Origin of the sequence: Pseudomonas sp. 1 R 17, assembly GCF_900067035.1 — a bacterium.
GTDB lineage: Bacteria > Pseudomonadota > Gammaproteobacteria > Pseudomonadales > Pseudomonadaceae > Aquipseudomonas > Aquipseudomonas marginalis.
The window spans coordinates 26,843-52,494 of sequence record NZ_FKLB01000041.1 but is presented as its reverse complement, the minus strand read 5'-3'; the positions used below and the strand labels follow the sequence as shown (position 1 = coordinate 52,494).

The window sequence follows — 25,652 nt, the reverse complement described above, 5'->3', positions numbered from 1 at the left end:
TTAAAGAAACCAACGGTATTCCCGCGCGTTGATCTCTTGTTGAAAGGCCAGGTGATCCTGGCGTTTGTTCTCGCAGTACACGTCGATAAATTCAGCACCGAGCTTATCGCGCAATACCGGCTGATGCTGCATGGCGCGCACGGCATCGAGCATTTCCACGGGGAAGTCGGTGCCGCTGCTGCGGTCCTCGTTCAGTGGCGCGATAGGTTCTCGCCCGGCTTCAAGGCCATGTTCAAGGCCGACCAGGATCGCCGCCAGCACCAGGTACGGGTTGGCGTCGGCACTGGCCAGGCGATGTTCGATCCTCAGGTTGCGCGGGTCGGAGTCGGGGATGCGCACGCACGCATCGCGGTCTTCAAACCCCCAGCAGGCGCGGGTGGCCGCGTTGACCGTACCGCCCAGGCGGCGGAAGGCATTGTGGTTGGGCGAGAAGATCGGCATGCAGTGGGGCAGCAATTCCAGACAACCGGCCACGGCATGGCGCAGGGGTTGCTGCTGGTGCGCCGCGAGCACATTGTTGCCCGCACCGTCGTACAGGCTGACATGCACATGCATGCCGCTGCCGGGAAATTGCAGGTAAGGCTTGGCCATGAAGCTGGCGCGGTAGCCGTGCTTGAGCGCCACGCCGCGGGTGCTGCGACAGAACAGGGCTGCCCAGTCGGCGGCGCGCAGGCCGTCGTCGAGGTGGCCGAAATTGATCTCGAACTGGCCGGGGCCGAGTTCGGCGGTGATCACCGTGATGTCGATGCCCTGGTCCTTGGCGGTCTGCGCCATGTCGTCCAGCACTTCGCTGAAGCGCGACAGCCGTTCGATATGCAGGTTGGGTTGGTCGTCGGTGTCATCGCTGAGCGGGTCACGGGCGAATTGCGGCAGGCCGTTGTCGAGCTTTTTGTCGAACAGGTAGAACTCCAGTTCGAAGGCCACCACCGGGTGAATGCCTTTGTGGTGCAGGCGCTCCAGCACCTTGGCCAGGACTTCGCGAGGTTCGAATTCGATCGGCGCCTCGGTGCCGTCCGAGGTGATCAACATCTGCCCCAAAGGCTGCGACTCCCAGCGCACCGGCTTGAGCGTGCCGGGCACCAGGCGACGGTTGGCATCCGGGTCGCCGTCGTGGAAGCAGTAGTCGCCGATCTTGAACAGCCCGCCCTGAACCCCCAGCAGCACGGCGTTCTGCGGCAGCTTCAAGGGGCTGCCGGCGGCGACCTTTTCCAGCATCTCGATGGGGTAGCGCTTGCCGTAGAAATGCCCGGGGATGTCCAGGGCAATCAGGTCGACATAACGCACGTCGGGATGGTTCTGGCGAAAGGTCCGTACTTCGGCCAGTAACGTGGAGGCTTGGCTTTTCACGGGTGTTGCTCCTAGTTGTAAACCCACAGCACGCGGGCGGGCAGGTCGGTGAGGTTGGCGTAGCGGCAGTGGGCGAAACTGGCCAGGTGGAAGCTGTCACCGGGGCCGAGGGTGACCGAATCGGCCTCGCCCTCTACCCACAGCGTCAATTCGCCTTCCAGTACAAATCCGGCCTGCTCGGCGCGGTCGCTCATGGTTTGTTCACCGCTGTTGGCACCCGGGGCCAGCAGGCTGTCGAGCATCGAGAAGGCGCCATTCATGCTGGGGGACACCAGGATGTCGGTGATGCCGTTGGCGTAGTACACCGTGCGACGTTCGTTGGGGCGGGTGACCCAGCTCACGGCCTTGGGTTTGGACAGGCTGTAGAAATAGGTGGTGGGCACATCGAGGGCATGGCTGATGGCGGTGAGATCCGCCACGGTCGGACGCGACAAACCCCGTTCCACCTGGGACAGGAAGCCCACCGAACGCTCGATCTTCTGTGCGAGTTGGGCGAGGGTAAGCTTCTTGTACTTGCGCAGGTCGTGGATCAGGATCGCCAGGGCGTCGAGTTCTTCTTGCTGGTTCATGAAATTTATATCTAATAATTTCATGAAAAATTACAGGATTAATTTCATAAGGGCAATGGGGGCACGCGTAAGTCCGCTCACCACAGGGAGATTTGTCAGGGTCTGAAAAGTTGTGTAGATACCTATGCTCATCACAGGGGATCAAGGTTCAACAGGCTGAATGATTTCATGCGCCTGCGGTCGGAACCTGGGTACGCATCATTCATTGAAGGAGCACCCATGAAGTCCAAAACCCTCGCTGCCTGTGTCCTGGTCGCCGCCAGCCTGTCCACCGCCAGCTTTGTCGTGCAGGCCGGCGACACTCCCCAGGAAACCGTGCAGCCTTCGAACATCAATACCCGTGATTTGAAAGAAGGCGACCGTGCCCCGGACATCCTGATGCGCAAGGAGTCGGCGGTCAGCGACTGGAAGAAACGCGGTCTCAAGCAGCCTGAAGCCGACAGCCAGTGGGCCCGTGTGGGCGACAGGTTCGTGCTGCTCAAAACCACCAACGGCACCATCCTGGAGATCACGCCCGTCAAGAAATGACCCGCGTTTTTTCCTCGCTCTTGCGTTAAGGTAACCGGCCATCAAGACCGCGTTACCTTAGACGAAAGAGAGCAGGATGCTTGCCACAATAAGAAACTACCCCCGCGCCGTGAACCTGTTGTTGTCCGCCACGTTGCTGCTGACGCTGGCCAAGGCGATTACCTTTCCCTACCTGGTGATCTACCTCACCCGCCAATTTGCCCTCGATATCACCCAGGTTGGGCTGGTGATCGGCAGCTCGTTGATCCTTGGCTCGCTGCTCAGCGTATATGGCGGTTTTCTGGTCGACCGCATCAACAGTTATCGACTGTTGCTGGGGTTGAGCGTGCTGTTTGGGCTGGGTTTTATCGGTACGGTGCTGGCGCAGAACATCTGGGCGTTCTACAGCTGCCTGATCCTGATCAACCTGGCCTACGCGGTCATCGATATTGCGGTAAAGGCCGGTTTTGCCAGCTTGTTGCCGGAAGATGCGCGCAGCGAAGTGTTTTCCATCAAGTACACGCTGACCAATATCGGCTATGCCGCGGGGCCGTTCTTTGGGGCGATGGTGGCCAAGCTGGACATCAGCCTGCCGTTCATCCTGTCGGCGTTGTTGGGGGCGGGTTTTTTCCTGCTGTACTGGCGCTGGGGCGATCGCACCCTGGCGACCATCGATGTGACGCAAAAGCCGGTGCCGTTCCTGGCCGTCGGCCGCGTGCTGCTGCGTGACCATCGCCTGGTGTGCTTCACCCTTGGGGGTGTGCTCAGCGCCGTGGTGTTCGGCCAGTTCACCGCCTACCTCTCGCAGTACCTGGTTACCACCACCAGTGCTGAATACACCTACACCGTCATCAGTGCCGTGCTCACCACCAACGCCGTGCTGGTGATCGCCTTGCAGTACGTGATTGGTCGACGTATTTCCCACCGTTACCTCAGCCAATGGCTGATCGCCGGCCTGGGCATGTTCATGCTGGGCTTGATTGGTTTTGCGCTGTCCACCAGCGTGCTGTGGTGGGTGCTGGCGATGGCAGTATTTACCGTGGGGGAAATCATCGTGTTCCCGGCCGAATACATGTTTATCGACCGGATCGCCCCGGACCACCTGCGCGGCATGTACTACGGCGCACAGAACCTGTCCAACCTGGGGGCGGCGCTGGGGCCGGTGTTGTGCGGGCTGGTGCTGGCCAGCCTGCCGGCCCACTACATGTTCTACATGCTGGGGGCGTTCATCGTCGCGGGCGGGGTGTTCTATTTCATTGGTTCGTCGTTGAAGGCGCGTCTTCCAGCGTGACCTTGCCCATGTTGTTGCTTTGCAGTTCGTAGCGCAGTTCTTCCACCATCTTTTCCACGTCTTGCGGGGTCTGCAGCCGGTTGGTGCTGATCCCCGTCACCACCAGGTCCACCCGGCCGGTGTCGGCGTCGTAGACCTTGAGGGTCAGCGACGCATCCCGGCACAGGGTGAACTCGCATGTCAGCGGCGCGAGGCCTTCTTCGATGCAATTTCGCAGTTGAGAGAGCGTAAACATGTGGGTTCCTTCAGGGTGTCGTTTTACGACGGCACAGGTTGAAAGCCCTGTACTCACACCCTGAAGGTTAGGGATTGGGACTGCGCGGGATAAGGCGAATTCGCACTAGCCGCACTAGTGCATTTGCACTTTTATCGGGTTTTCTTGACCCGCAGTTCACCGGCAAACAGCCCGCGTTCACGGGCCCAGACAATCGCTGCACTACGGCTATGCACCCCCAGTTTCGAGTACACCGTGGCCACATGGTTACGCACCGTGTTGGGCGCCAATTTCAGGCGCGAGGCGATCTCCTTGTCGGCCAGGCCCTCGCAGATCAGGCCGAGTACATCGCGCTCGCGGGCGGTCAGGTCGGTAAAGGCCACGTTCGGCAGGTTGGGGCTGTTGACGCTCTTGGCATTGGCCAGTTTCTCGATCAGGGTCTGGCTGAACCAGGATGCGTCCTGCATCACTTCCTCGATGGCCGCCACCAACTCCAGCTCCGAGCGCTTGCGTTCGGTGATGTTCATCATCACCAGCAGGTAGCAGGGCACATCCTGAATGGTCACCGTGTCCGCCGAGACCACGCAGTCGATGACCTCGTTGCCTTTCTTGCGCACCTTGAGGTCCTGGCCATCGAGGTTGCCGGCTTTCTCCAGGGTGGCGAACAACTGGGCGGCTGCCTCCTGGCTGTCGATGAAGTTGATGTCTTCGATGGATTTACCGATCAGCTCTTCGCTGGTGTACCCGGTAATGGTCATGAACGCTTCGTTGACATCCACCACCTGCCGGTTGGCGGCGTTGCACACCAAGGTGGGCACCGGCGTCAGGCGAAACGACTTGGCGAACCGCTCTTCACTCTGGCGCAGGGCGATTTCGGCCTTGCGGCGTGGCTCCAGGTCGGTGAAGGAAAACAGCATGCAGTCTTCCTCATTCATATCCAGCGGCTGGCCGGCGACGATCACCAGTTTGCTGCCGCCTCCGGGCAGTTTCAGCTCGGCCTGCATCTGCGGGATGGTCGCGCCTTCCCCCAGGCGCTGAACGGCCAGCTCCCTGCGCTCGGCATGCTCCAGCACGTCCAGCTCATACACGGAGCGGCCGATCACCTGGTCGCGGGTGTAGCCGGTCATCTCCAGGAAGCCCTGGTTCACTTTGATATAGCGCAGGTCGCTGAGGCGGCAGATCACTGCCGGCGCCGGGTTGGCGTTGAAGGTTTTTTCGAAGCGCTGTTCGGCGCTGGCCCATTCGGTGGCGTCGCTGAGGATCAGCACCAGCAATTCAGGCGTGCCATGGGAATCGCTGATGACCAGGCTGCGCAGGCGGTGCACCCAGGTTTTTTCTTCATCGGCGGTGGGCATGACCTCCACTACCACGTCACTGAATTCATCGCCTGCCGCCGCGCGGGCGAGGGGGTAATTCTCCAGGGGCAAGGGATGATTATTGCGATAGCGCAGGGCGAAGCGTTCGGCGTATTCCCGGGCATTGCTGCCCAGTGCCGCGACGTCATCCACCCCGTGCATGGTCAGCGCGGCTTCATTGGCCCAGAGGATGGTCTGGTCTACCTCTACAAGGATGATCCCATCGGACAGCCCGGAGATGATCTGCTGCAGCTGGCGGCGGTTGGTTTCTTTGGCGAGGACATCCTGGGTCATGGTTTCTCCGGGTTTTAGAAGCATGAAAGTACGACAGCCCGGTGTCAGGATAGTGCAGGGCAATTACGCGGCGTGGGGTGCGAATGCACCAGGTGGCCTGGTGTCTTTGCGCGAGGATGAGAGAGTGTTGGGCTTGCCAGACTGAGACGGTCAATCACTGTAAAAGGATCGCGGTGGCCTGCACGGTGTACTGCTCAAGCGGGCGACGCGCTGAAACAATGGTTCGAGCGTGTGAAAGCCTTTGGTGAACCTGCGTTGAAGGCGGAGGATAGAGACGCAGTGGTCAACATCGTTGCCGCCCGTACCGGCAATAGCAAAGAGGAAGCGACCCACATCGTCGACAATTACGCCCAGGCTTATAAGCAGGCCATCCAAAAGGTCGATGAGCTGAAGCAACAGTCCACCAGGTGCATGACCGAAAGCACGGTCGACAAAAGATCGGGGCACAAAAACTCACACTAGTGCGCTGGCATAAGGGTTTTGGACACCGTCATCATTACGTCACACAAGCCCGCTTGACGGTTGAGCGGGTTTTTTTATTGGTGTGTCTCGTGTGTACAAAACACGCATTGCCATTTGGTGGTGTGTAATATACACACCTAAGGGTGAGGCGATGAGAAGTCGAGAGGTGATTGACCTGCTGGTTGCGGATGGTTGGTTTGAGGTGGCAGTGAAGGGCAGTCATCATCAGTTCAAGCACCCCATGAAGCGGGGAAGAGTCACCGTCCCTCATCCCAAGTCAGAGATTGCCAAGGGCACTCTGCACAGTATTTTCAAATCAGCCGGTCTCAAATAATTGCCTGCTGGATGAATTGGGCGAGCTCCCACGGGCTCGGTCAGAGGAGGAACAATGAAATTCCCAGTGGTAGTACACAAAGATGCTGATTCGGATTACAGCGTGACCGTCCCTGATGTGCCGGGGTGTTTCTCGGCGGGCGGGTCTTTTTCCGAAGCGCTGGACAATGTACGTGAGGCATTGGCTCTGCACCTCGAAGGCCTGGTTGCCGATCAGGAACAGCTTCCTCAGGCGCTGGAGGTTGATGCCCATTTGGGTAATCCGGATTTTGCCGGTGGTGTCTGGGCGATAGTCGACTTTGACCTCACGCCTTATCTGGGGAAATCAGTGCGGTTCAATGCCTCTCTGCCGGAACACCTCTTGCAGCGGATTGACGAGCGTGTGCAAAAGGATCATCGCTATGCATCGCGGTCAGGTTTTTTGGCGACGGCAGCGCTGCGTGAGCTCTCTGCGTAAGTAAGCACAAGCGAGCACTCTGTATCGGCTTATGGCGTGTTCAAGTCGGGCCGACGCTATATCTACGGGATTTTTGTGGGGGGCAGTACTAAAGCAACGGGGTCGCTGCGCAGCCCAACGGAAGCAAGCTCCCTCGCTTGAGCGGCGCAAGCGCTTGGGATTCTCTCGGAAACGTCCTGCAAGTTAAAGGGAAATGTCACGGCTGCGACTGTTCCTGCACTTGCCAAACCCCACCGATTCTGGGAAAACCCCAGCCTTTACGCCTTCAACGAGAACCCCATGAGCCCCGACGAACTCCAGATCACCGACACCCGACCAGGCACCGGCAAAGCCGTGGTCAAGGGCGCACTGATCACCACCCAGTACACCGGCACCCTGGAAGACGGTACGGTCTTCGATTCGTCCTGGGAGCGGGGCAAGCCGTTCCAGTGTGTGATCGGCACCGGGCGGGTGATCAAGGGCTGGGACCAGGGTTTGATGGGCATGCAGGTCGGCGGGGTGCGCAGGTTGTTTGTGCCGGCGCACCTTGCCTATGGCGAACGGTCGATGGGCGCGCATATCAAGCCCAACAGCAATCTGCGCTTTGAGATTGAGTTGTTGGAAGTGCTGACGCGGGACGATTAATTTCGCAAAAACCTGGCCCACCACCTCGTACGTAGCAGCTGCCGAGCGCAAGCGAGGCTGCGTTCGCGGTGTGTCAGACGAACTGCTGACGCAGCCTCGCTTGCGCTCGGCAGCTGCTACGGGATCTGGCGAACCTGCCACCTCACATTCAAGCATCGGCGGCTTCAGGATGGGGGTTCCTGAACCCTCCCTGAAGAATCCTCTTATTCACCATATGGAAACTTTCCTACGGTTTACTCTCCTTAAATCGGGGCGTAAGCTTCGCGCGTTTTCATCAATAGCGGAGACCCTCAGTGGGTACTTGTTCGAGTGACAGTTGTCGGCCGGTCTCGGTAACCGGCACATACTTGGCAAGATAACGCGCATTTTTTCGATGCCGTTGTCTCGCCACCTAGCGAGAAGCGGCATCCCGACAGCGGCCAGTCCTGGCCCCTGTGCGATCCCTCTCATCGACGCTGACCAGCACCCGGTTAACCTCGGGATGCTACGGACGCGCCTGCCTTTTGCGGCGGGCGGGCCGGGCTGACTGTGCCTATGAAGCGGGCGCGGTGGGACAGGCAGTACCTGCACGAAGGTTTTTTCCTCGCGCAGGAGTAACACACCATGAACCTCACTCTGTTGAAAGAGTTCTTCGCCGGCTTCCTGCGGACCCGGCATATCGCCCGGCATTTCCGCCGCCTGGCGATGCTCGAAACCGTCACCGATGCCAGCGTCAGCCGCGAAGTGCCGCCCACCCTGGCGCAAACCCTGGTGGTCGCGGCCAACAGCAGTGCCGTGCAATTGCTCGGTACGTTGGGCAGCCATGCCGAGGGCTTGAGCAGCCTGGAAGCCGACGCCCTGCGCGTGCAATACGGCCTCAATGAAGTCGAGCACGAGCAGCCGCTGCCGTGGTGGGTGCACCTGTGGCATTGCTACAAGAACCCGTTCAACCTGCTGCTGACCTTGCTGGCGGTGATCTCCTGGCTGACCGAAGACATGAAGGCCGCCACGGTGATTTTCTCCATGGTGGTGCTCTCGACGCTGCTGCGGTTCTGGCAGGAGGCCAAGTCCAACAAGGCAGCCGATGCGTTGAAAGCCATGGTGAGCAACACCGCCACGGTGCTGCGCCGGGATGATGCCAAGCGCATTGAATTGCCCATCAAGCAGTTGGTGCCAGGCGACCTGATCGTGCTCTCGGCCGGGGACATGATCCCCGCCGACTGCCGCGTGCTCAACGCCAAGGATCTGTTCGTCAGCCAGGCGGCGATGACCGGGGAATCGATGCCGGTGGAGAAGTTCGCCCAGCAGCACGACACCAACACCCGCAACCCGCTGGACCTGGAGAACATCCTGTTCATGGGCACCAACGTGGTGTCCGGCGCCGCGACGGCGGTGATTCTGACCACCGGCAACAGCACCTATTTCGGTGCGCTGGCCCAACGCGTGACCGCCACCGACCGTGCGACCACCTCGTTTCAGCACGGCGTTAACAAGGTCAGCTGGCTGTTGATCCGCTTTATGTTCGTGATGGCGCCGCTGGTGTTGTTCATCAACGGTTTCACCAAGGGTGACTGGACCGAAGCGCTGCTGTTCGCGCTGTCGATTGCCGTGGGCCTGACCCCGGAAATGCTGCCGATGATCGTCACGTCCACCCTGGCCAAGGGCGCGGTGTTCCTGTCGCGCAAGAAGGTCATCGTCAAGCGCCTGGATGCGATCCAGAACTTTGGCGCGATGGATGTGCTGTGCACCGACAAGACCGGCACCCTGACCCAGGACCGGATTTTCCTGGCGCGTCATGTGGACGTGTGGGGCGAGGAGTCCGACGACGTGCTGGAGATGGCTTACCTCAACAGCTACTACCAGACCGGCCTGAAAAACCTGCTGGACGTGGCGGTGCTCGAGCACGTGGAGGTGCATCGCGAACTGAAGGTCGGCACCGCGTTCCAGAAGGTGGATGAAATCCCGTTCGACTTCAACCGCCGCCGCATGTCGGTGGTGGTGGCCGAACAGGGCCGGCCGCATCTGCTGATCTGCAAAGGTGCGGTGGAGGAGATCCTTTCGGTGTGCAACAGCGTGCGCCATGGCGAGGTCAACGAAGCGCTGACCGACGACCTGCTGGCGCGCATTCGCCAGGTCACTGCCGCGTTCAACGAAGAAGGCCTGCGGGTGGTGGCCGTGGCTGCGCAACCGATGGCACCGGGGCGCGACACTTACAGCCTGGCGGATGAAAACAACCTCACGCTGATCGGCTACGTCGCATTTCTCGACCCGCCCAAGGAAAGCACTGCGCCCGCTCTCAAGGCGCTGAAAGCCCATGGTGTGGCGGTCAAAGTGCTGACCGGCGATAACGAGCTGGTCACCGCCAAGATCTGCCGTGAAGTGGGCCTGGAGCAACAAGGCCTGTTGATGGGCAACGACATCGAGGACATGACCGACGCCCAGTTGGCCAAGGCCGTGGAAACCACCAATGTGTTCGCCCGCCTGACGCCCAGCCACAAGGAACGCATCGTGCGCCTGCTCAAGGCCAACGGGCATGTGGTGGGCTTTATGGGCGACGGCATCAACGATGCACCGGCGCTGCGTACAGCAGACATTGGTATCTCTGTGGACAGCGCGGTGGATATCGCCAAGGAAGCCGCCGACATCATCCTGCTGGAAAAGAGCCTGATGATCCTGGAGGAGGGCGTGCTGGAGGGCCGGCGCACCTTCGCCAATATGCTCAAGTACATCAAGATGACCGCCAGCTCCAACTTCGGCAACGTGTTCTCGGTGCTGGTGGCCAGTGCGTTTATCCCGTTCCTGCCGATGCTGCCGATGCACCTGCTGGTGCAAAACCTGCTGTATGACATCTCGCAGATCGCGATTCCGTTCGATAACGTCGACGAGGACATGCTCGCCAAACCACAACGCTGGCAGCCGGGGGACGTGGGGCGGTTCATGCTGTTTTTCGGGCCGATCAGTTCGATTTTCGACATCACCACGTTCGCACTCATGTGGTATGTGTTCGATGCCAACACCCCTGACCACCAGACGCTGTTCCAGTCCGGCTGGTTCGTGGTGGGGCTGCTGACCCAGACGCTGATCGTGCACATGATCCGCACCCCGAAAATCCCGTTCCTGCAAAGCCGCGCGGCGATGCCGTTGATGGTGATGACCGCGGTGATCATGGCCGTGGGGATCTTCCTGCCGATGGGGCCGCTGGCGCATTACTTCAAATTGCAGGCGCTGCCGTCGCTGTACTTTGTGTTCCTGCCGGTGATCCTGCTGGCGTATATGGCGCTGACCCAGGCGGTGAAGGGCTACTACATCCGTAAGTTTGGCTGGCAGTGAACAGGGACGGTTTCCCATGCAAGCAATCGACAACATCAACCTCAACTCCCTGGTCGATACCCTGGTCAGCCTCACCGCCGCGTTTATCCTCGGTGGCCTGATCGGCTTCGAGCGCCAGTACCGCCAACGCACGGCGGGCCTGCGCACCAACGTACTGGTGGCGGTGGGTGCGGCGATTTTCGTCGACATGGCCAACCGCCTCGGCGGTGCGGAAGGCGCCGTGCGGGTGGTGGCGTATGTGGTGTCGGGCATCGGCTTTCTGGGGGCCGGCGTGATCATGCGCGAAGAAGGCAATGTGCGCGGTCTCAACACCGCCGCCACGCTCTGGGCGTCGGCAGCGGTGGGGGCGTGCGCCGGTGCCGACCTGGTCCTCGAAGCGTTGTTAGGCACGCTGTTTGTGCTGGCGGCCAATACGCTGCTGCGGCCCATCGTCAATAACATCAACCGCCAACCGCTGGATGTGGTGTCGGCGGAGGTCACCAACATCCTCTATGTGATTGCCCGGCGCACCCAGCAAACCGCGGTATTGGCGTTGCTGGAAGCCGAACTGGCGCGCTGTAACTACCCGGCCAGCGATGTCGATGTGCGGCCGTTCGGCACTGAGGAAGTTGAAATCGAAGCCACACTGGCGGTGACCTCGGTAGACGGTGACGAGTTGGACGCCCTGGTGGCGCGAATTTCCAGGTCGACCCTGGTGGTGCAGGCCTTCTGGAGCCCCAGCACCACCGAGTAGCTTTGGAGAGTTCTGAGGAAAAGTCCTACATTTAGTCGAGATTATCCCTTCATTGGCAAAAACACGCGGTTGCTAAGGTTGCGCGCTTGCGCCTGTTCAGGAATCAAGGCGTGGCTTCACATGTTTACTGTGTTTTTCAAAAGGAGGGGCCTGTACTGCCTGAGGTGTTTGACTGAGTAATCAGTGCCGCTTGTCGGAACTGTTACTTTTCACAGGTAGTGGGGTCTCGAGTGATATGTAAGCGTACTGATCTTCCCAGGGGAGTCTTATGAGCAACAAAGCTTTAATCGTGGATGATCACCCTTTTATACGCGCTACCGTGAAGTATCTATTGAGGCAGGAAGGTTTCGATACTATCTACGAAGCGGGTAATGGCGCTGATGCCATGCAGATTGCTCGCGAAGAACGTCCGGACCTGGTCATTCTCGACCTGGCGATGCCCAAGCTCGGTGGGTTGGAGGTGATCAGCCGGATCAAGGCGCTGGAGTTGCCCTGCCGGATCCTGGTGCTGACCTCGTATCTGGCGGTGTTTTTTTCCACTCGCTGCATGCGCGCCGGGGCGATGGGTTTTGTTGCCAAGACCGGTGAACTGGATGAGCTGCAAAAGGCGATCAGGGCGATCAGGTCCGGCTACAGTTGCTTCCCCAGCCTGCCCACCAGTTCGGTGCGTCGCGACGACCTGCAATCGACCGAGCAGGAGTTGGTGGAGGCGTTATCCGATCGCGAATTGACCGTGCTGCAGAAGCTGGCCCTGGGCCTGGGCAACAAGGATATTGCCGAGGACATGCTGTTGAGCCACAAGACTATCAGTACGTACAAGACGCGGCTCAAGGAGAAGTTGCGTATGTCGTCGGTGGTGCATCTGTCCAAGTTCGCCCAGCGCAATCATCTGATCTGAAATGCTCACCTCCCGGCGGGTGAAACGCGCGGCCATCCTGCTGATGGGGCTGTTGCCCTGGGCGGTGATGGCCTTGGAGGAATCCCACGATCTGAAACTGCTGGGTCACTCCACTCTTGAAAATCCCTCGGTGGTGTTGGACGAAGCCGACTGGCGCTGGCTACGCGAGCGCCGCACGCTCCTGATGGGGGTGTCGGCCCCCGACTACGCGCCCTTTGACTTGAGCAACAATGACGAGCTCGAGGGCATCACGGCCGATTTTGCGGCACTGGTTGCCCAGGCGCTGAATATCACCATCGACGTGAAGCGCTACGACACCCGTGATGAGGTGATCGAAGCCCTGAAGACCGGGGCCGTGGATTTTGTGGGATCGGCCAACGGGTTCGAGGCGGCCGACCCGGAGCTGGTGCTGTCCCGATCCTACGCCAATGACCAACCCGCGCTGGTGACGCGTGCGGGAGAAAACCAGGCGCTGAAGGCTGACCTTGCCGGCAAGCGCCTGGCGATGCTCTACCATTACATGCAGCCCGAGGCCGTCCAGGCCTTTTACCCCGATGCGCGATTGCTCTTGTTTGCCTCGACCTTCGAAGCCATTGGCGCCGTTGCGTTCGGCCAGGCGGATGTGTACCTGGGTGACGCCATCAGCACCCGCTACCTGATCAACAAGAACCACCTTAATAACGTGCGCATGGCGGATTTCTCCGCATTGGAGGTCAACCCTTTCGGGTTCGCATTCGCCAAGGACAATACCCGCCTGTTGGGCATCATCAATAGCGCACTGGCCGCCGTTCCGGCCAACCAGCAGATGGAAATCCTGCGGCGTTGGAGTGCCGGCGGCAGCGGGTTCCTGGAGGCGGAGCAACTGCGCTTGAGCGCAAGTGAACAGCGCTGGCTGGAGAAGCACCCGCGGGTGAAAGTGGCGGTGCTCGATAAATTCGTGCCGTTGTCTTTTTTCAACGAACAAGAGCAATTCGAGGGATTGAGCTCCGAGGTCCTCTCGCGTATCAGTCTGCGTACAGGCTTGAGGTTTGATGTGGAACGGGGCAGTTCGCTGCCGCGGCAAATTGAACAGGCCAGTGCCGGTCGCGTGGACATGCTGGCGGTCGTCACCCCCAGTGTCGAGCGGTCCGAAAAGATCCGCTTTACTCGCCCTTATCTGTCCAGTCCCTATGTATTGGTGGTGCGCACCCACGACGAGCATCTGGTGACCCTGGAAGATATGCCTGGCAAACGCATGGCGCTTATTCGCGGCAACAGCCTGGCCGGGCAAATCAGCCGGGACTACCCAGGCATCGGGTTTGTCGACGTGGAGAACCCGGAGCAGGCCATGGAATTGGTGGTCAACGGCAGTGTCGATGCGACTGCGGTTTCACTGATGAGCGCGCGCTACATGATCGCCCGCAATTACCGCAAGCGGCTGCGCATCACCAGCACTGTCGGGAGTGAGCCTGCACGCATTGCCTTTGGGGTCAACCGCAGCCAACTGGAGCTGTACTCGATCCTCGACAAGGCGTTATTGAGCATTACTCCAGAAGAAATGGACGAGCTGACCAACCATTGGCGCAGCGAGATCATCATCGAAGACAACTACTGGATACGTCACCGCAACATCATCCTCCAGGGGTTTGGCTTGGCCGCGCTGCTGCTGCTGGTCACCCTGGGATGGGTGTTCTACCTGCGCAGCCTGATTCGCAAGCGCACCCAGGCCGAGCGTGCGTTGAGCGACCAGATGCGGTTCATGAGTGTGTTGATCGACGGCACGCCGCACCCGATCTATGTGCGCGATCGCCTGGGGCGCCTGATGGCCTGCAACAATGCCTACCTCGATGTGTTCGGCTTCAAGTTGGAAGACGTCATCGGTAAGACCGTGGTGGAAACCGACACGGGGAACCCGCCCCAGGCCCAGTCGTTCCATGCCGACTATTTGCGTTTGATGGCGTTGGGCGAGCCGCAGGTTCATGACCGCGTGCTCAAGGTGCCCGGCGGCGAGGTGTTGACCATCTACCAATGGATGCTCCCGTACCGTGACAGCAATGGCAGCGTGGTGGGCATGATCGCCGGTTGGGTGGATGTCAGCGAGCGCCAGCGCTTGCTGGGGCAGTTGCAGGAAGCCAAGGAGGAGGCCGACGCCGCAAACCGTGCCAAGACCACCTTCCTGGCGACCATGAGTCATGAGATTCGCACGCCCATGAATGCGGTGATCGGCATGATCGAACTGGCCCTGAAAAACGCCGAGCAGGGCGTGGCTGACCGCGATGCGCTGGAGGTTGCGTCGGTGGCGTCCCGGAGCATGCTGGAGTTGATCGGCGATATTCTCGACATTGCGCGAATCGAATCCGGCCACCTGTCCCTGAGCCTGGAACCGGACAATCTGCACGAACTGCTGGCCTCAGTGGCGCGGGTGTTTGAGGGGCTGGCGCGGGACAAGGGCCTGGTGCTGCAGGTGGAACTCGACCCGTTGATCGACCGGCCGGTGCTGGTTGACCCGTTGCGCTTCAAGCAGGTGGTGTCCAATGTGTTGGGTAACGCGATCAAGTTCACCGCCTCCGGCCAGGTGCGCCTGGGCGCCCAGGGTGCACCGGTATTGACCGACGACCAGTTGCACCTGCGGTTGTGGGTGGAGGACACGGGTATTGGCATCAGTGCCGAAGATCAGCAGCGCTTGTTCAACCCCTTTATCCAGGGCAGCAACAACGAACAGCCGGCGCGAAGCGGATCGGGCCTGGGGTTGGTGATCAGTCGCAACCTGTGCGAGATGATGGGCGGTCAATTGCACTTGAGCAGTGTGCTGGGCAAGGGCACGCGGGTGGATGTGACGTTGACGCTGGCGCTGACCTCGGCCGTGCCTGCCAATGTACCGGTCCCCCACGTTCCGCCAGCGCGCGGGTTGAATATCCTGGTGGTGGATGACTACCCGGCCAACCGCTTGTTGCTGGCTCGACAGCTGAGTTTCCTGGGGCATCGCATCACCTTGGCCGAGGACGGCGCCCAAGGATTTTCACTGTGGCAGGCCGGGCATTTTGACGGCGTGATCACCGATTGCAATATGCCCTTCAAGGACGGTTACGCGTTGGCGCGTGATATTCGTGCACAGGAACGCCAGCGTGGGCTGGCGCCGTGCCTGATCCTCGGGTTCACCGCCAATGCCTTGCCGCAGGAAGCCGAACGCTGCCGGCAAGCAGGCATGGACGGTTGCCTGTTCAAGCCGACCGGGCTTGAGGACTTGCGCCTGGCCTTGGCATCACGGACCGCTGGCGCGCTAACGGATGAAGTGGAAGTGGCGTTTGATTTAAGTTCACTGATCATGCTGACGCAGGGTGATAAGGATGCTCTCAACGAGCTGCTGACGCCGTTGCTCAATAGCCTTGAGGAGGACCGTGCGCTGTTGCCGTCCCTGAAATCGCCGGCTGATTTCGCCAAGCTCCATGACTTGGCTCACCGTGTTAAAGGGGGCGCGCGCATGGTCAAGGCTCAGGTGTTGATCACGTGCTGCGAGACATTGGAGAGCGTGTGTGAGCGGCATGACAACGATGCATCGGACGCTGCGGTAGAGGCGGTAGCTTCGGCCATCGAACAGTTGCATCACAGCTTGAGCCGGTATGGCAATCAGGCTTGACTGCGGGAGCTGGCCATTCGGTTGATTTGGGAGAACTCCTACAAGAAGGGGGAACATGCCTGATTTTGTCTTCGGGATATGTCTGGAAAATGGGCCTCGCTCACTGACGAGCGCTGCCTGCCCAGGGGTTTGCCATGCCGAACAAAGCACTGACCATCCTGATTGCCGATGAACAACACCTGCAACGGTTGTACATCGAAAGAATGCTCAATCAGTTGGGGTACCACCGGATCGTGCCGGTACAAACCTTCGAGGAAGTCCAGATACTCACGGCCATCCCGGCCGAACCCTTCGACGTGCTGATCATCAATGCGGGGCTGACGGCCCAGGCCTGTGGGCCCCAGCCCCAGGTGCGCCATGTATTGGTCTACGATCACCTGGATGTGGGGGCACACCCTGGCGTAACGCCGGCGGTGCTGGTGCGGCTGCCCGGCGTGCCGGACAACGTCAATCTCGAACACTTCATGGACATCATCGACCCACCCGAGGCCACTGCCGGCCTGCGGGTGTTGCCATGGCTGCGCGAGTTATCCCGCACACCGGTGGCGGGGGTTTAGTCCCACTTCGGCGCGATGCCCTTGGGGCTGGTCAAGCGCTGGCCCCGTTCCAGCCCGTCAATGTGCGCCATGTCAGCAGCGCTCAAGGTCAGTTGCAGAGCCTTGAGGTTGCTTTGCAGGTTGGCACGCTTGGTTGAGGACGGGATGACCGCATAGCCCGATTGCATGGCCCAGGCCAGGGTCACCTGCGCCGCTGTGGCCTGATGGCGCTCGGCAATCTGCTGGATCACCGGATCCTTGAGTACTTCACCGTAGGCCAGGGTCATGTACGAGGTGATCTGGATACCGTTGGCGGTTGCGAAATCCACAACCTGCCGGTTTTGCAGATAAGGGTGCAATTCGATCTGGTTGGTGGCGATGTGCTCGGCACCCACGGCTGCGATGGCCTGCTTCATCAGGGCGATGGTGAAGTTGGAAATGCCGATCTGGCGCGTCAGGCCCAGGCGTTTGGCTTCCAGCAACTGCCCCATGAATTCGGTGACGGGCACCTGGTTCTCTGGCGATGGCCAGTGGATCAGGGTCAGGTCCAGGTAATCGGTCTTGAGCTTGCGCAGGCTTTCCTTGAGGCTTGGGATCAATTGGCCTTCAGCGAAGTTGGCGATCCAGATCTTGCTGGTGATAAACAGCTCGTCCCGCGGGATGCCGCTGTCGGCGATGGCTCGGCCAACGTCCGCTTCATTCTCGTAGATCTGCGCGGTGTCGATGACACGGTAGCCCAGTTCCAGGCCGGTGCTGACGGAATCGATCACCACCTGGCCTTGCAGGCGAAAGGTGCCGAGGCCGAAGGCAGGGACTTTTGGCGTGAGGGTAGACATCGGTAACTCCAATAGGGCCGTAGGTAATGGCGTTGAGTATCCCCTCGTCGTTGCGTCGGAAACACCGTCGACGCCGAAAAGGACTCTTGCCTGCACGTCACGAATGGCCTGTGTGCCGCAGGTTCTCATGAGGCGCTGTACCTGCGGCAGCAGCGCCTCGATCCATCAGCCTTAAGCGCGCAGGCGCTCGGCAGCCGCACGCAGCAACTGCTCGGTGGCGGTCCAGCCCAGGCAGCCATCGGTCACCGACACCCCGTATTTCATCGGCGGGCTCAATGGTTGGCAGCCTTCGAACAAATGGCTTTCGAGCATCATGCCGATCAGCGAGGTATCACCCTGCAAGCGCTGCTCCAACACATCGTTGAACACGGCCGGTTGGCGCAGCGGGTCCTTGTTGCTGTTGGCATGGCTGCAATCGACCATGATCCGCGGGGTGACCTTGGACTTGGCCAGGTCGTGTCTTACCCGCGCCACGCTCTGCACATCGTAGTTCGGCCCGTGATGCCCGCCGCGCAGCACCAGGTGGGTGTCGGGGTTGCCCGGGGTCTGGATGATCGCCGGATGGCCTTGGCTGTCGACGCCGAAGTGGCGGTGCGGGTGGGACGCCGAGCGCATGGCGTCACAGGCAATCGCGACGCCGCCATCGGTGCCGTTCTTGAAGCCTACGGGCATGCCCAGGCCGCTGGCCATCTCGCGGTGGATCTGCGACTCGGTGGTACGCGCGCCAATCGCCACCCAACTGAGCAGGTCATCGAAGTAGCCGGCGGCCATGGGTTGCAGCAGCTCGGTGGCGACCGGCAGGCCCAGGCGCAGCATTTCGCGCATCAGCTCGCGGGACAGGGTCAGGCCGGCGGCCATGTCATCGCTGCCATCCAGGCGAGGGTCGTAGGCCAGGCCTTTCCAGCCGATCGTCGTGCGGGGTTTTTCGACGTAGGCGCGGATCACCAGCAGCATCTGGTCGCCGACGTCGAGGGCCAGCTTCTTCAGGTTGCGGGCGTATTCCATCGCCGATTCCGGGTCATGGATCGAGCACGGACCGACGATGACCAGCAAGCGTGAATCTTCGCCATTGAGGATGGCGCGCACGGCTTGGCGGTGGGCGTGGATCTGTTCGTTGAGGAACGGGCTGAGGGGCAACTGGTGCTTGAGCTCAAGCGAGCTGGGCAGGCGCTGGGTCAGGGCTTCATTGGCACTGTTCAAGGCAGAGAGGGGCAGAGCGGCGACGGAGGAGTTCATATTCAAGGCTTCCTGGGCAAGCGGCGGGCTATTCCCGCGCGCTCGGCCTACTGGGGTGTTCGACAATTCGCCGTATCGGCGACGTGTGTTGGTTTGCCACCGATAGGTGACCGATCGGAGGCGGCAGGCTGTCCCGAGCGGAGCTGGCTAAATCGCCATGCAGTGCACGTGTCGTAGCGGTAATAGGTGGCGTAGTTCATGTCGGGATTCCTTTAAGTGTTCTTGATCAAGTTGAAAAGTTTATGGGGACCTGAAAAAACAAAACCCCCGGTCGGGGAGCCGACCGGGGGTTAGATTTCTCTGGTAGGCGACCCCTTGGTGAGTGGGCGCCGATTTCAGGTATCAGGCGCGCCAGTGGCTAAACCAATACCCAAAATAAAAGCTGACCAGTGCACTCGAACCGTTCACACGGGTAGCCGACACCGAGCGCTGGGCGCTGGCAGCAGGGCAAACCTGAGTGTGGGTGAGTTGCAACATGGTGTGTCTCCAAATGTATGGGGGAGCTTACTCGAGGCACGCAGGCAGATTCAATCAGTAATTTCTATTGCAGTGGGGGACTTACGGCTATGGGGGGAGTGCCGATATGCTGTTTGCACTTTGATACTGATTGCTTGGACGCGACCATGACTGCCTTCACTCTTGCTGCTGCTCAATCCATTTCCATCGCGGGCGATGTCCCGGCCAATATTGAACGGCACCTCGCATTTATGCGCGCGGCGGCGGAACAGGGTGTGCAATTACTGGTGTTCCCAGAGTTGTCGTTGACGGGGTATGAGCCGTCGCTGGCCGCTGAATTGGCGATTGCGCCGGGGGATAAGGTGCTGGCGCCCCTGCGCGAGATGGCGCGTGAGCTGCGACTGACGGCGGTGGTGGGGATGCCGATCCGACTGACGCCAGAGGCGGGCGTGCTGATCGGTGCGTTGGTGCTCGGAGCGGATGGCTCCCTGGCGGTCTACACCAAGCAGCATCTGCATGCCGGCGAAGAGGCTGTGTTTGTCCCAGGGCAGGGCGGTGCGGTACTTGAGCGAGGGAATGAGCGGATTGCGCTGGCGGTGTGCGCAGATTTTTCCCATGCCAGCCATCCCCGTACCGCCGCGCGAGCGGGCGCCACGGTGTATGCCGCCGGGGTGTTGATCAGTGAGGGCGGCTACGCCACGGACAGTGCGCTGCTCCAAGGCTATGCCGCTGAACATGGCCTGCTGGTGTTGATGGCCAATCATGGCGGCCCGTCGGGTGGCTGGGCCTGCGCCGGTCGCAGTGCGATCTGGGCCGCCAATGGCCGTTTGCTTGCTGCTGTACCTGGCGTGGGGGATGCGTTGCTGATTGCCCGTCGCGATGGCGGGGGGTGGGTCAGCCACGTGATGGCTCTCTAATGGCTTTTCACATGCGCGCTGCAACGGACCAGGACCTTCCCTTTGCGCGGAAGTTGACCCACGAGGCCATGGCCCGCTACTACGTGCAGTACGGATTGTGGTGGTCCAACGAAGGCTTTGATACTGCCTGGGCCGGTCGGGAAAACTGGCTGATTTGCCGGGACGACAGGGTCTTGGGTTTTATCAGCCTGAGCCGCGACAGCCGGGCCCTCTATATTCGCGAGTTGCATCTGCTCGAGGCGTATCGCGGGTTGGGCGCGGGTGGCTGGGTGTTGGAGCAGATGGCGCTCAAGGCGCAAACGTTGGGACTGTTGCGTTTGACCGTATTCAAGACCAACCCGGCCAGGAGGCTCTATCAGCGCATGGGGCTCAGCATCGTAGGTGAAGAAGACTGCTTCTGGCGTATGGAGCGTGTTTGTCGCTCAAGCTAAAACGTGCACCCACTCCTTATAAGCGCATACTGGCCTCAGGCGCCGACTTCCTGATCGTTGTTCAGGTCTCCCGTCTCAGCAAGGATGATCCCTTCTTTCATGCCCAAAAGGACCGCTACCTTATGGGCTTCCCCACGCCGTCCCTTTTTGCGCCCAGCGAGCACTTGATAGGTGGTTGCCGGATCTACGCCATGTTCACGGGCGAACGCTTGAACTGACTTTCCTTGATGTTCCAGCCAGGCCTTGGCTTGTGCAGCGGTACGGATTCCGGGCATAGTTCAAAACCGTTCAAGTTTGTTTAATAAGAGATGAATGTGTCACCTCTTGGGGTGTGCCAAATAGGATCATACATCCAAATGAGTGGAATCGGTTCGCGTTTACGGCAAGAAAGGGAGCGGCTTGGTCTGTCGCAAAAAGTGTTTGGTGAAATCGGCGGCGTTGAAGCCAACGCACAAGGTAAATATGAAAGTGGAGGGCGTGCGCCTAAAGCGGATTACCTGTCTCGTGTCGCCCAAAGAGGCGTGGATGTACTTTACGTGTTGACCGGTGCAGCCACGCCGATTCAATTGGAGAATCTGAGCCAGATTGAAGAGAAAGTCCTCGGGGACTATCGCGCAATGTTCAAGGAAGACCAGGCTGCGATCCGTCGCCTGACCTCGACGTTGGCCGAGCATTCGATTGCTATGAATGGAAAACCCAAGCCCCAGCCCCAGGATTCCTGACCCTTCGCCCAGCAAATTGAGCCATCCGCCGCCCGGCGGATGGCTGTCGCCCAATCAATCTCTCTCTATATGACGCGTGCTATTAGGTCTGTGCCTTGGTTTTTTGCTAAGGTGTTCAGCAACCTATAAGACCATTTCGCGAGGTGTCTGCTTGATTAGGGTGCTAGTAGTCGATGACCATGATCTCGTTCGTACAGGCATTACACGAATGCTGGCTGACATCGATGGCCTGCAAGTAGTCGGTCAGGCCGAGTCAGGCGAGGAATCCCTGATCAAGGCCCGGGAGTTGAAACCCGATGTGGTGTTGATGGACGTCAAGATGCCTGGCATCGGCGGTCTTGGCGCGACGACCAAATTGCTGCGCAGCCATCCGGACATCAAGGTCGTGGTGGTGACTGTGTGCGAGGAAGACCCGTTTCCGACACGCCTGCTGCAGGCTGGCGCTGCCGGCTACCTCACCAAAGGTGCGGGCCTGGCGGAAATGGTCCAGGCCATTCGCCTGGTGTTTGCCGGCCAGCGCTATATCAGCCCGCAGATCGCCCAGCAATTGGCTATCAAGTCCTTCCAGCCCACCAGCGACTCGCCGTTTGATGCGCTGTCGGAGCGGGAAATCCAGATTGCCCTTATGATCGTCGGTTGCCAGAAGGTACAGACGATCTCCGACAAGCTGTGCCTGTCGCCCAAGACCGTCAATACCTACCGCTATCGCATCTTCGAGAAGCTCGCCATCAGCAGTGATGTTGAATTGACCCTGCTCGCGGTGCGCCACGGCATGGTGGACGCCAGCGCCTGACATGACCACACCGTTTGATCCGAGTGCCTTTCTCTCAACCTGCAGTGGCCGCCCTGGCGTGTACCGCATGTTCGACAGCGAGGCGCGCCTGCTGTATGTCGGCAAAGCCAAAAACCTCAAGAATCGTCTGGCGAGCTACTTTCGCAAGACCGGTCTCGCGCCGAAAACCGCGGCCCTCGTGGCGCGTATCGCCCAGGTCGAAACCACCATCACCGCCAACGAAACCGAAGCGCTGCTGCTTGAGCAGACGCTGATCAAGGAATGGCGGCCGCCCTACAACATTCTGCTGCGTGACGATAAATCCTATCCCTATGTGTTTTTATCCGATGGCAACTTCCCACGCCTGAGCATTCACCGTGGGGCGAAGAAGGCGAAGGGCAAGTACTTCGGGCCTTATCCCAGCGCCGGGGCCATTCGGGAAAGCCTGAGCCTGCTGCAAAAAACCTTTTTTGTACGCCAGTGCGAAGACAGCTTCTATAAGAACCGCACCCGGCCCTGTCTCCAGTATCAGATCAAGCGCTGCAAGGCGCCCTGTGTGGGGTTGGTTGAGCCGGCCGAATACGCCGAGGATGTGCGCCATTCGGTGATGTTCCTCGAAGGGCGCAGCAATGCCCTCACCGATGAGCTTTCCACCGCCATGGAGCAGGCGGCCAGCACCCTGGATTTCGAACGGGCCGCCGAGCTGCGCGACCAGATTTCGCTGCTGCGCCGTGTCCAGGACCAGCAAAGCATGGAAGGTGGCACCGGCGACGTCGACGTGATCGCGGCCTTCGTCAATCCGGGCGGTGCCTGTGTGCACCTGATCAGCGTGCGCGGTGGGCGAGTGCTGGGCAGCAAGAACTTCTTTCCGCAGACCGGTATTGATGAGGAGGTCGCCGAAGTCATGGCCGCTTTCCTGGGCCAATACTACGTGAGCAGCCCCGAGCGCGACCTGCCGTCGGAGTTGATCGTCAATGTGGTGCACGAAGACTTCCCCGCGTTGATCGAAGCCATCCACGAACTGCGCGGCCGCGAGCTGGACATCAGCCACCGCGTGCGTGGCACCCGCGCACGCTGGCAGCAACTGGCGGTGACTAACGCCGAGCAAGCCCTGAGCGCGCGCCTGGCCAACCGACAGCACGTCGCCGCACGTTTTGACGCCCTGGCTGAAGTCCTTAACCTGGAAGAGCCGCCCCAGCGCCTGGAGTGCTACGACATCAGCCACTCCAGTGGCGAGGCCACGGTGGCATCCTGCGTGGTGTTCGGGCCGGAAGGGCCGATCAAGTCCGATTACCGGCGCTACAACATCGAAGGCGTCACTGCCGGCGATGACTACGCCGCCATGCACCAGGCCCTCACGCGCCGCTTCAGTAAGTTGAAGGATGGCGAGGGCAAGTTGCCGGATATCCTCCTGGTCGACGGCGGCAAGGGCCAGCTGTCCATGGCCCGCGACGTGCTCAATGAGCTGGCGGTGCCTGACCTGATTCTGTTGGGCGTGGCCAAGGGAACGACGCGCAAGGCGGGTTTCGAGACGTTGTACTTGAATGATGCCGCCCATGAGTTCACTTTGAAGGGCGACTCACCCGCGTTGCATTTGATTCAACAGATTCGCGACGAAGCCCACCGTTTCGCCATTACCGGCCACCGCGCCCGCCGTGGCAAAACCCGGCGAACCTCAACCCTGGAAGGGGTGGCAGGGGTTGGCCCGACGCGGCGTCGCGACTTGCTTAAACATTTTGGTGGCTTGCAGGAGCTGTCCCGTGCCAGCATTGACGAGATAGCCAAAGCACCCGGTATCAGTAAAAAGCTCGCTGAGCTGATTTATGCGAATCTGCATAGCGAATAGAATGCCTTTCCACCTCGTAGCCAGTTGTGCCGATGAATATCCCTAATCTGATCACCGTTCTACGCGTCCTGCTCATCCCAATTTTCATTTTGTTGTTCTATTTGCCGTACGAATGGAGTTATCTGGCTTCCAGTTCAGTGTTTGCCTTTGCCGCCGCCACCGACTGGCTCGACGGCTACCTGGCGCGTCGCCTGGAACAGAGCACGCCCTTCGGCGCGTTCCTCGACCCGGTGGCCGACAAGCTCATGGTGGCCGTCGCTTTGGTCCTGCTGGTGCAGGAACACGGCAACCTGTGGCTGACCCTGCCGGCAGCGGTCATCATCGGCCGCGAAATCGTCGTCTCGGCCCTGCGCGAATGGATGGCTGAAATCGGCGCCCGCGCCCACGTGGCCGTGTCCAACATGGGCAAATGGAAAACCGCCGCGCAAATGCTCGCGCTGGTTATCCTGCTGGCCAACCCGTCGGACTTCTCGTTCTGGGTCCTCACGGGTTATGCCTTGCTGCTGATCGCAGCGGGCCTGACCCTGTGGTCGATGCTCCAATATCTGCGCGCCGCCTGGCCGCATCTGCGCACCACCGTTGAAAAGAAATAAAACTTTTTTGAATCAAGGGGTTGACGGGTGCTGAGGATTCTATAGAATGCGCATCACCAAGCGGGAATAGCTCAGTTGGTAGAGCACGACCTTGCCAAGGTCGGGGTCGCGAGTTCGAGTCTCGTTTCCCGCTCCAAAATTTGATCCACAGATGTCCACTGGACGCTGGGATCCACGAAATAGACGCTTAGGCGTCTTTTTTCGTTTCTGCGGAAAACCACTGAAAACTAGGGTGATCCAGTACGTTTAAGTACCTTTTTGAGTACCTTTTTCCGGGGAGACTCAAATTCGTATTGTTGATGGATCCTCTCAGGTCGCCAGACGAGCATCGGGTGCTGACTCTCTAACAGGAGCTCACCATGCCTTTCTCAGATATGGCAATTCGGCACGCGCGATTCAGTTATCAGGTGGCGGCCTATTGGCCGCCCCTGATCCGAAAGTGCAGAAGCGTTGAGTCTTAATAACAAGCTCACGCAACCTATGAAGCCTCAATCTTCAATGTTGCCCATTGCTGTAGTATTGAAGCCGCCATCGACATACAGTATTTCGCCGCTAATTCCGGACGCCAGCTCCGAACACAAGAATGCGCCAGCGTTGCCAACTTCTTCGATAGTAACGTTGCGGCGCAGTGGAGTCTGCGCCTCGTTAGCCGCGAGCATCTTGCGGAAGTTCTTGATACCTGATGCGGCCAGCGTGCGTATCGGGCCAGCCGAGACGGCATTGACGCGAGTGCCTTGCGGGCCTAGTGAGCCGGCAAGATAACGTACACTGGCTTCGAGAGAGGCTTTTGCCATGCCCATGACGTTATAGTTAGGCATGGTGCGTTCCGCGCCCAGGTACGAAAGTGTCAAAAGGCTGCCATTACGGCCTGCCATCATTTTGCGCCCTGCCTTGGCCAGCGCGACGAAGCTATAAGCGCTGATATCGTGGGCAATCCGAAAACCTTCACGGGTGGTCGATTCGGTGAAGTCGCCCTCAAGTTGGTCACTGGGGGCGAAGCCGACAGAGTGCACAATGCAGTCTAGGCTGTCCCAATGAGCGCCCAAGGCTTGAAACACCTGTGCGATTTCCTCGTCGCTCGCAACATCACAAGGAAAGCACAACTCTGGCTTTGAGCCCCAACTCGCCGCAAAATCTTCCACTCGAGCCTTAAGTTTTTCATTTTGGTAGGTAAACGCAAGCTCTGCACCTTCCCGATGCATGGCTGCTGCGATGCCGGAGGCAATAGACAATTTGCTGGCTACACCTACGATCAATACGCGCTTACCGGTGAGGAAACCCATGTGTTGCTCCTTTCA

General features: G+C 59.8%; 24 protein-coding genes, 1 tRNA gene and 1 pseudogene. 18 read left to right on the top strand and 8 right to left on the bottom strand.

Annotation, left to right across the window (positions count from 1 at the left end; translation table 11 throughout):
* Positions 1-1,347, bottom strand: a complete 1,347-nt coding sequence (locus BFP99_RS14725; RefSeq protein WP_065947544.1) for a glutamine synthetase family protein — start codon at positions 1,345-1,347, stop codon at positions 1-3.
* Between the two features lie 11 nt (positions 1,348-1,358).
* On the bottom strand, positions 1,359-1,916 hold the full coding sequence (locus tag BFP99_RS14720; RefSeq protein ID WP_027603184.1) for a helix-turn-helix domain-containing protein: 558 nt from the start codon (positions 1,914-1,916) through the stop codon (positions 1,359-1,361).
* Positions 1,917-2,135: 219 nt separating this feature from the next.
* Between BFP99_RS14720 and BFP99_RS14715 the strand changes: the two genes are divergently transcribed.
* Together BFP99_RS14715 and BFP99_RS14710 are read left to right on the top strand one after the other, a co-directional pair.
* Positions 2,136-2,444 (top strand): RcnB family protein, encoded by a 309-nt coding sequence (locus BFP99_RS14715; RefSeq protein WP_027603185.1) that lies wholly within the window; start codon positions 2,136-2,138, stop codon positions 2,442-2,444.
* Positions 2,445-2,520: 76 nt separating this feature from the next.
* Positions 2,521-3,714: an MFS transporter gene (locus tag BFP99_RS14710; RefSeq protein ID WP_027603186.1), complete on the top strand. Its 1,194-nt coding sequence runs from the start codon at positions 2,521-2,523 to the stop codon at positions 3,712-3,714.
* Here the strand turns inward: BFP99_RS14710 and BFP99_RS14705 are convergent.
* Together BFP99_RS14705 and BFP99_RS14700 are read right to left on the bottom strand one after the other, a co-directional pair.
* Positions 3,677-3,949, bottom strand: a complete 273-nt coding sequence (locus BFP99_RS14705) for a DUF1652 domain-containing protein (RefSeq protein ID WP_027603187.1) — start codon at positions 3,947-3,949, stop codon at positions 3,677-3,679. The two genes, BFP99_RS14710 and BFP99_RS14705, sit on opposite strands and share 38 nt — an antisense overlap.
* Positions 3,950-4,080: 131 nt before the next feature.
* Positions 4,081-5,577 carry a PAS domain S-box protein gene (locus BFP99_RS14700; protein ID WP_065947543.1) on the bottom strand — a complete coding sequence of 499 codons (1,497 nt, stop codon included), beginning with the start codon at positions 5,575-5,577 and terminating at the stop codon, positions 4,081-4,083.
* A 195-nt stretch (positions 5,578-5,772) separates the two neighbouring features.
* Between BFP99_RS14700 and BFP99_RS14695 the strand changes: the two are divergent.
* The 9 genes and pseudogenes from BFP99_RS14695 to BFP99_RS14655 all read left to right on the top strand — a co-directional run.
* Positions 5,773-6,000, top strand: a pseudogene (locus tag BFP99_RS14695) (hypothetical protein); the annotation flags it as partial.
* A 190-nt stretch (positions 6,001-6,190) separates the two neighbouring features.
* Positions 6,191-6,373, top strand: a complete 183-nt coding sequence (locus tag BFP99_RS14690; RefSeq protein WP_065947541.1) for a type II toxin-antitoxin system HicA family toxin — start codon at positions 6,191-6,193, stop codon at positions 6,371-6,373.
* Positions 6,374-6,427: 54 nt separating this feature from the next.
* Complete coding sequence (locus tag BFP99_RS14685; protein ID WP_065947540.1) at positions 6,428-6,829, top strand: type II toxin-antitoxin system HicB family antitoxin; 402 nt, start codon at positions 6,428-6,430, stop codon at positions 6,827-6,829.
* Positions 6,830-7,108: 279 nt separating this feature from the next.
* Positions 7,109-7,453, top strand: coding sequence for an FKBP-type peptidyl-prolyl cis-trans isomerase (locus BFP99_RS14680; protein ID WP_065926228.1), 345 nt, complete (start codon positions 7,109-7,111; stop codon positions 7,451-7,453).
* Between the two features lie 603 nt (positions 7,454-8,056).
* A complete protein-coding gene (gene mgtA / locus BFP99_RS14675; RefSeq protein WP_065947539.1) occupies positions 8,057-10,762 on the top strand; it encodes a magnesium-translocating P-type ATPase in 2,706 nt (901 codons plus the stop codon).
* 16 nt (positions 10,763-10,778) lie between these two features.
* On the top strand, positions 10,779-11,495 hold the full coding sequence (locus BFP99_RS14670; RefSeq protein WP_065926226.1) for an MgtC/SapB family protein: 717 nt from the start codon (positions 10,779-10,781) through the stop codon (positions 11,493-11,495).
* Positions 11,496-11,763: 268 nt separating this feature from the next.
* On the top strand, positions 11,764-12,393 hold the full coding sequence (locus BFP99_RS14665) for a response regulator transcription factor (protein WP_027603197.1): 630 nt from the start codon (positions 11,764-11,766) through the stop codon (positions 12,391-12,393).
* A 1-nt stretch (position 12,394) separates the two neighbouring features.
* Positions 12,395-16,009, top strand: a complete 3,615-nt coding sequence (locus BFP99_RS14660) for a transporter substrate-binding domain-containing protein (RefSeq protein ID WP_065926225.1) — start codon at positions 12,395-12,397, stop codon at positions 16,007-16,009.
* Between the two features lie 134 nt (positions 16,010-16,143).
* Positions 16,144-16,566, top strand: coding sequence for a chemotaxis protein CheY (locus tag BFP99_RS14655; protein WP_065947538.1), 423 nt, complete (start codon positions 16,144-16,146; stop codon positions 16,564-16,566).
* On the opposite strand, the gene dkgB is transcribed toward BFP99_RS14655, so the two are convergent.
* On the bottom strand, positions 16,563-17,381 hold the full coding sequence (gene dkgB, locus BFP99_RS14650) for a 2,5-didehydrogluconate reductase DkgB (RefSeq protein WP_065947537.1): 819 nt from the start codon (positions 17,379-17,381) through the stop codon (positions 16,563-16,565). The two genes, BFP99_RS14655 and dkgB, sit on opposite strands and share 4 nt — an antisense overlap.
* A 171-nt stretch (positions 17,382-17,552) precedes the next feature.
* Positions 17,553-18,617: a 3-deoxy-7-phosphoheptulonate synthase gene (locus BFP99_RS14645; protein ID WP_065926222.1), complete on the bottom strand. Its 1,065-nt coding sequence runs from the start codon at positions 18,615-18,617 to the stop codon at positions 17,553-17,555.
* A 623-nt stretch (positions 18,618-19,240) separates the two neighbouring features.
* On the opposite strand from BFP99_RS14645, the gene BFP99_RS14640 reads away from it, so the two are divergent.
* Together BFP99_RS14640 and BFP99_RS14635 are read left to right on the top strand one after the other, a co-directional pair.
* The gene (locus tag BFP99_RS14640; RefSeq protein ID WP_065926221.1) at positions 19,241-19,990 is read left to right on the top strand and encodes a carbon-nitrogen hydrolase family protein; all 750 of its coding nucleotides are present in this window, start codon (positions 19,241-19,243) and stop codon (positions 19,988-19,990) included.
* The gene (locus tag BFP99_RS14635) at positions 19,990-20,421 is read left to right on the top strand and encodes a GNAT family N-acetyltransferase (protein WP_065947536.1); all 432 of its coding nucleotides are present in this window, start codon (positions 19,990-19,992) and stop codon (positions 20,419-20,421) included. The genes BFP99_RS14640 and BFP99_RS14635 overlap by 1 nt, the downstream gene beginning before the upstream one ends.
* 35 nt (positions 20,422-20,456) lie before the next feature.
* Here BFP99_RS14635 and BFP99_RS14630 read toward each other — a convergent pair whose 3' ends face one another.
* Positions 20,457-20,696: a DNA-binding protein gene (locus tag BFP99_RS14630; RefSeq protein ID WP_065947535.1), complete on the bottom strand. Its 240-nt coding sequence runs from the start codon at positions 20,694-20,696 to the stop codon at positions 20,457-20,459.
* Positions 20,697-20,777: 81 nt separating this feature from the next.
* Between BFP99_RS14630 and BFP99_RS14625 the strand changes: the two genes are divergently transcribed.
* The 5 genes from BFP99_RS14625 (at position 20,778) to BFP99_RS14605 (ending at position 24,490) form a co-directional block, all read left to right on the top strand.
* Positions 20,778-21,143, top strand: a complete 366-nt coding sequence (locus tag BFP99_RS14625) for a helix-turn-helix domain-containing protein (RefSeq protein WP_065947534.1) — start codon at positions 20,778-20,780, stop codon at positions 21,141-21,143.
* A 151-nt stretch (positions 21,144-21,294) separates the two neighbouring features.
* Positions 21,295-21,936, top strand: a complete 642-nt coding sequence (gene uvrY / locus BFP99_RS14620; protein ID WP_003190387.1) for a response regulator transcription factor GacA — start codon at positions 21,295-21,297, stop codon at positions 21,934-21,936.
* 1 nt (position 21,937) lies between these two features.
* Positions 21,938-23,761, top strand: a complete 1,824-nt coding sequence (gene uvrC, locus BFP99_RS14615; protein ID WP_065926219.1) for an excinuclease ABC subunit UvrC — start codon at positions 21,938-21,940, stop codon at positions 23,759-23,761.
* 32 nt (positions 23,762-23,793) lie between these two features.
* Entirely contained in the window at positions 23,794-24,354 is a 561-nt protein-coding gene (pgsA, locus tag BFP99_RS14610; RefSeq protein WP_027603207.1) for a CDP-diacylglycerol--glycerol-3-phosphate 3-phosphatidyltransferase, read from the top strand.
* Positions 24,355-24,414: 60 nt separating this feature from the next.
* Positions 24,415-24,490 (top strand) — tRNA-Gly (locus BFP99_RS14605).
* 352 nt (positions 24,491-24,842) lie between these two features.
* On the opposite strand, the gene fabI is transcribed toward BFP99_RS14605, so the two are convergent.
* Complete coding sequence (fabI, locus tag BFP99_RS14600; RefSeq protein ID WP_065926218.1) at positions 24,843-25,637, bottom strand: enoyl-ACP reductase FabI; 795 nt, start codon at positions 25,635-25,637, stop codon at positions 24,843-24,845.
* Positions 25,638-25,652 lie beyond the last annotated feature (15 nt).

Coding starts and splice junctions, on each gene's coding strand:
- BFP99_RS14720 (WP_027603184.1), bottom strand. CDS start 1,916: ATGAACCAGCAAGAAGAACTCGACGCCCTGGCGATCCTGATCCACGAC.
- BFP99_RS14715 (WP_027603185.1), top strand. CDS start 2,136: ATGAAGTCCAAAACCCTCGCTGCCTGTGTCCTGGTCGCCGCCAGCCTG.
- BFP99_RS14710 (WP_027603186.1), top strand. CDS start 2,521: ATGCTTGCCACAATAAGAAACTACCCCCGCGCCGTGAACCTGTTGTTG.
- BFP99_RS14705 (WP_027603187.1), bottom strand. CDS start 3,949: ATGTTTACGCTCTCTCAACTGCGAAATTGCATCGAAGAAGGCCTCGCG.
- BFP99_RS14700 (WP_065947543.1), bottom strand. CDS start 5,577: ATGACCCAGGATGTCCTCGCCAAAGAAACCAACCGCCGCCAGCTGCAG.
- BFP99_RS14690 (WP_065947541.1), top strand. CDS start 6,191: ATGAGAAGTCGAGAGGTGATTGACCTGCTGGTTGCGGATGGTTGGTTT.
- BFP99_RS14685 (WP_065947540.1), top strand. CDS start 6,428: ATGAAATTCCCAGTGGTAGTACACAAAGATGCTGATTCGGATTACAGC.
- BFP99_RS14680 (WP_065926228.1), top strand. CDS start 7,109: ATGAGCCCCGACGAACTCCAGATCACCGACACCCGACCAGGCACCGGC.
- mgtA (WP_065947539.1), top strand. CDS start 8,057: ATGAACCTCACTCTGTTGAAAGAGTTCTTCGCCGGCTTCCTGCGGACC.
- BFP99_RS14670 (WP_065926226.1), top strand. CDS start 10,779: ATGCAAGCAATCGACAACATCAACCTCAACTCCCTGGTCGATACCCTG.
- BFP99_RS14665 (WP_027603197.1), top strand. CDS start 11,764: ATGAGCAACAAAGCTTTAATCGTGGATGATCACCCTTTTATACGCGCT.
- BFP99_RS14660 (WP_065926225.1), top strand. CDS start 12,395: ATGCTCACCTCCCGGCGGGTGAAACGCGCGGCCATCCTGCTGATGGGG.
- BFP99_RS14655 (WP_065947538.1), top strand. CDS start 16,144: ATGCCGAACAAAGCACTGACCATCCTGATTGCCGATGAACAACACCTG.
- dkgB (WP_065947537.1), bottom strand. CDS start 17,381: ATGTCTACCCTCACGCCAAAAGTCCCTGCCTTCGGCCTCGGCACCTTT.
- BFP99_RS14645 (WP_065926222.1), bottom strand. CDS start 18,617: ATGAACTCCTCCGTCGCCGCTCTGCCCCTCTCTGCCTTGAACAGTGCC.
- BFP99_RS14640 (WP_065926221.1), top strand. CDS start 19,241: ATGACTGCCTTCACTCTTGCTGCTGCTCAATCCATTTCCATCGCGGGC.
- BFP99_RS14635 (WP_065947536.1), top strand. CDS start 19,990: ATGGCTTTTCACATGCGCGCTGCAACGGACCAGGACCTTCCCTTTGCG.
- BFP99_RS14630 (WP_065947535.1), bottom strand. CDS start 20,696: ATGCCCGGAATCCGTACCGCTGCACAAGCCAAGGCCTGGCTGGAACAT.
- BFP99_RS14625 (WP_065947534.1), top strand. CDS start 20,778: ATGAGTGGAATCGGTTCGCGTTTACGGCAAGAAAGGGAGCGGCTTGGT.
- uvrC (WP_065926219.1), top strand. CDS start 21,938: ATGACCACACCGTTTGATCCGAGTGCCTTTCTCTCAACCTGCAGTGGC.
- pgsA (WP_027603207.1), top strand. CDS start 23,794: ATGAATATCCCTAATCTGATCACCGTTCTACGCGTCCTGCTCATCCCA.
- fabI (WP_065926218.1), bottom strand. CDS start 25,637: ATGGGTTTCCTCACCGGTAAGCGCGTATTGATCGTAGGTGTAGCCAGC.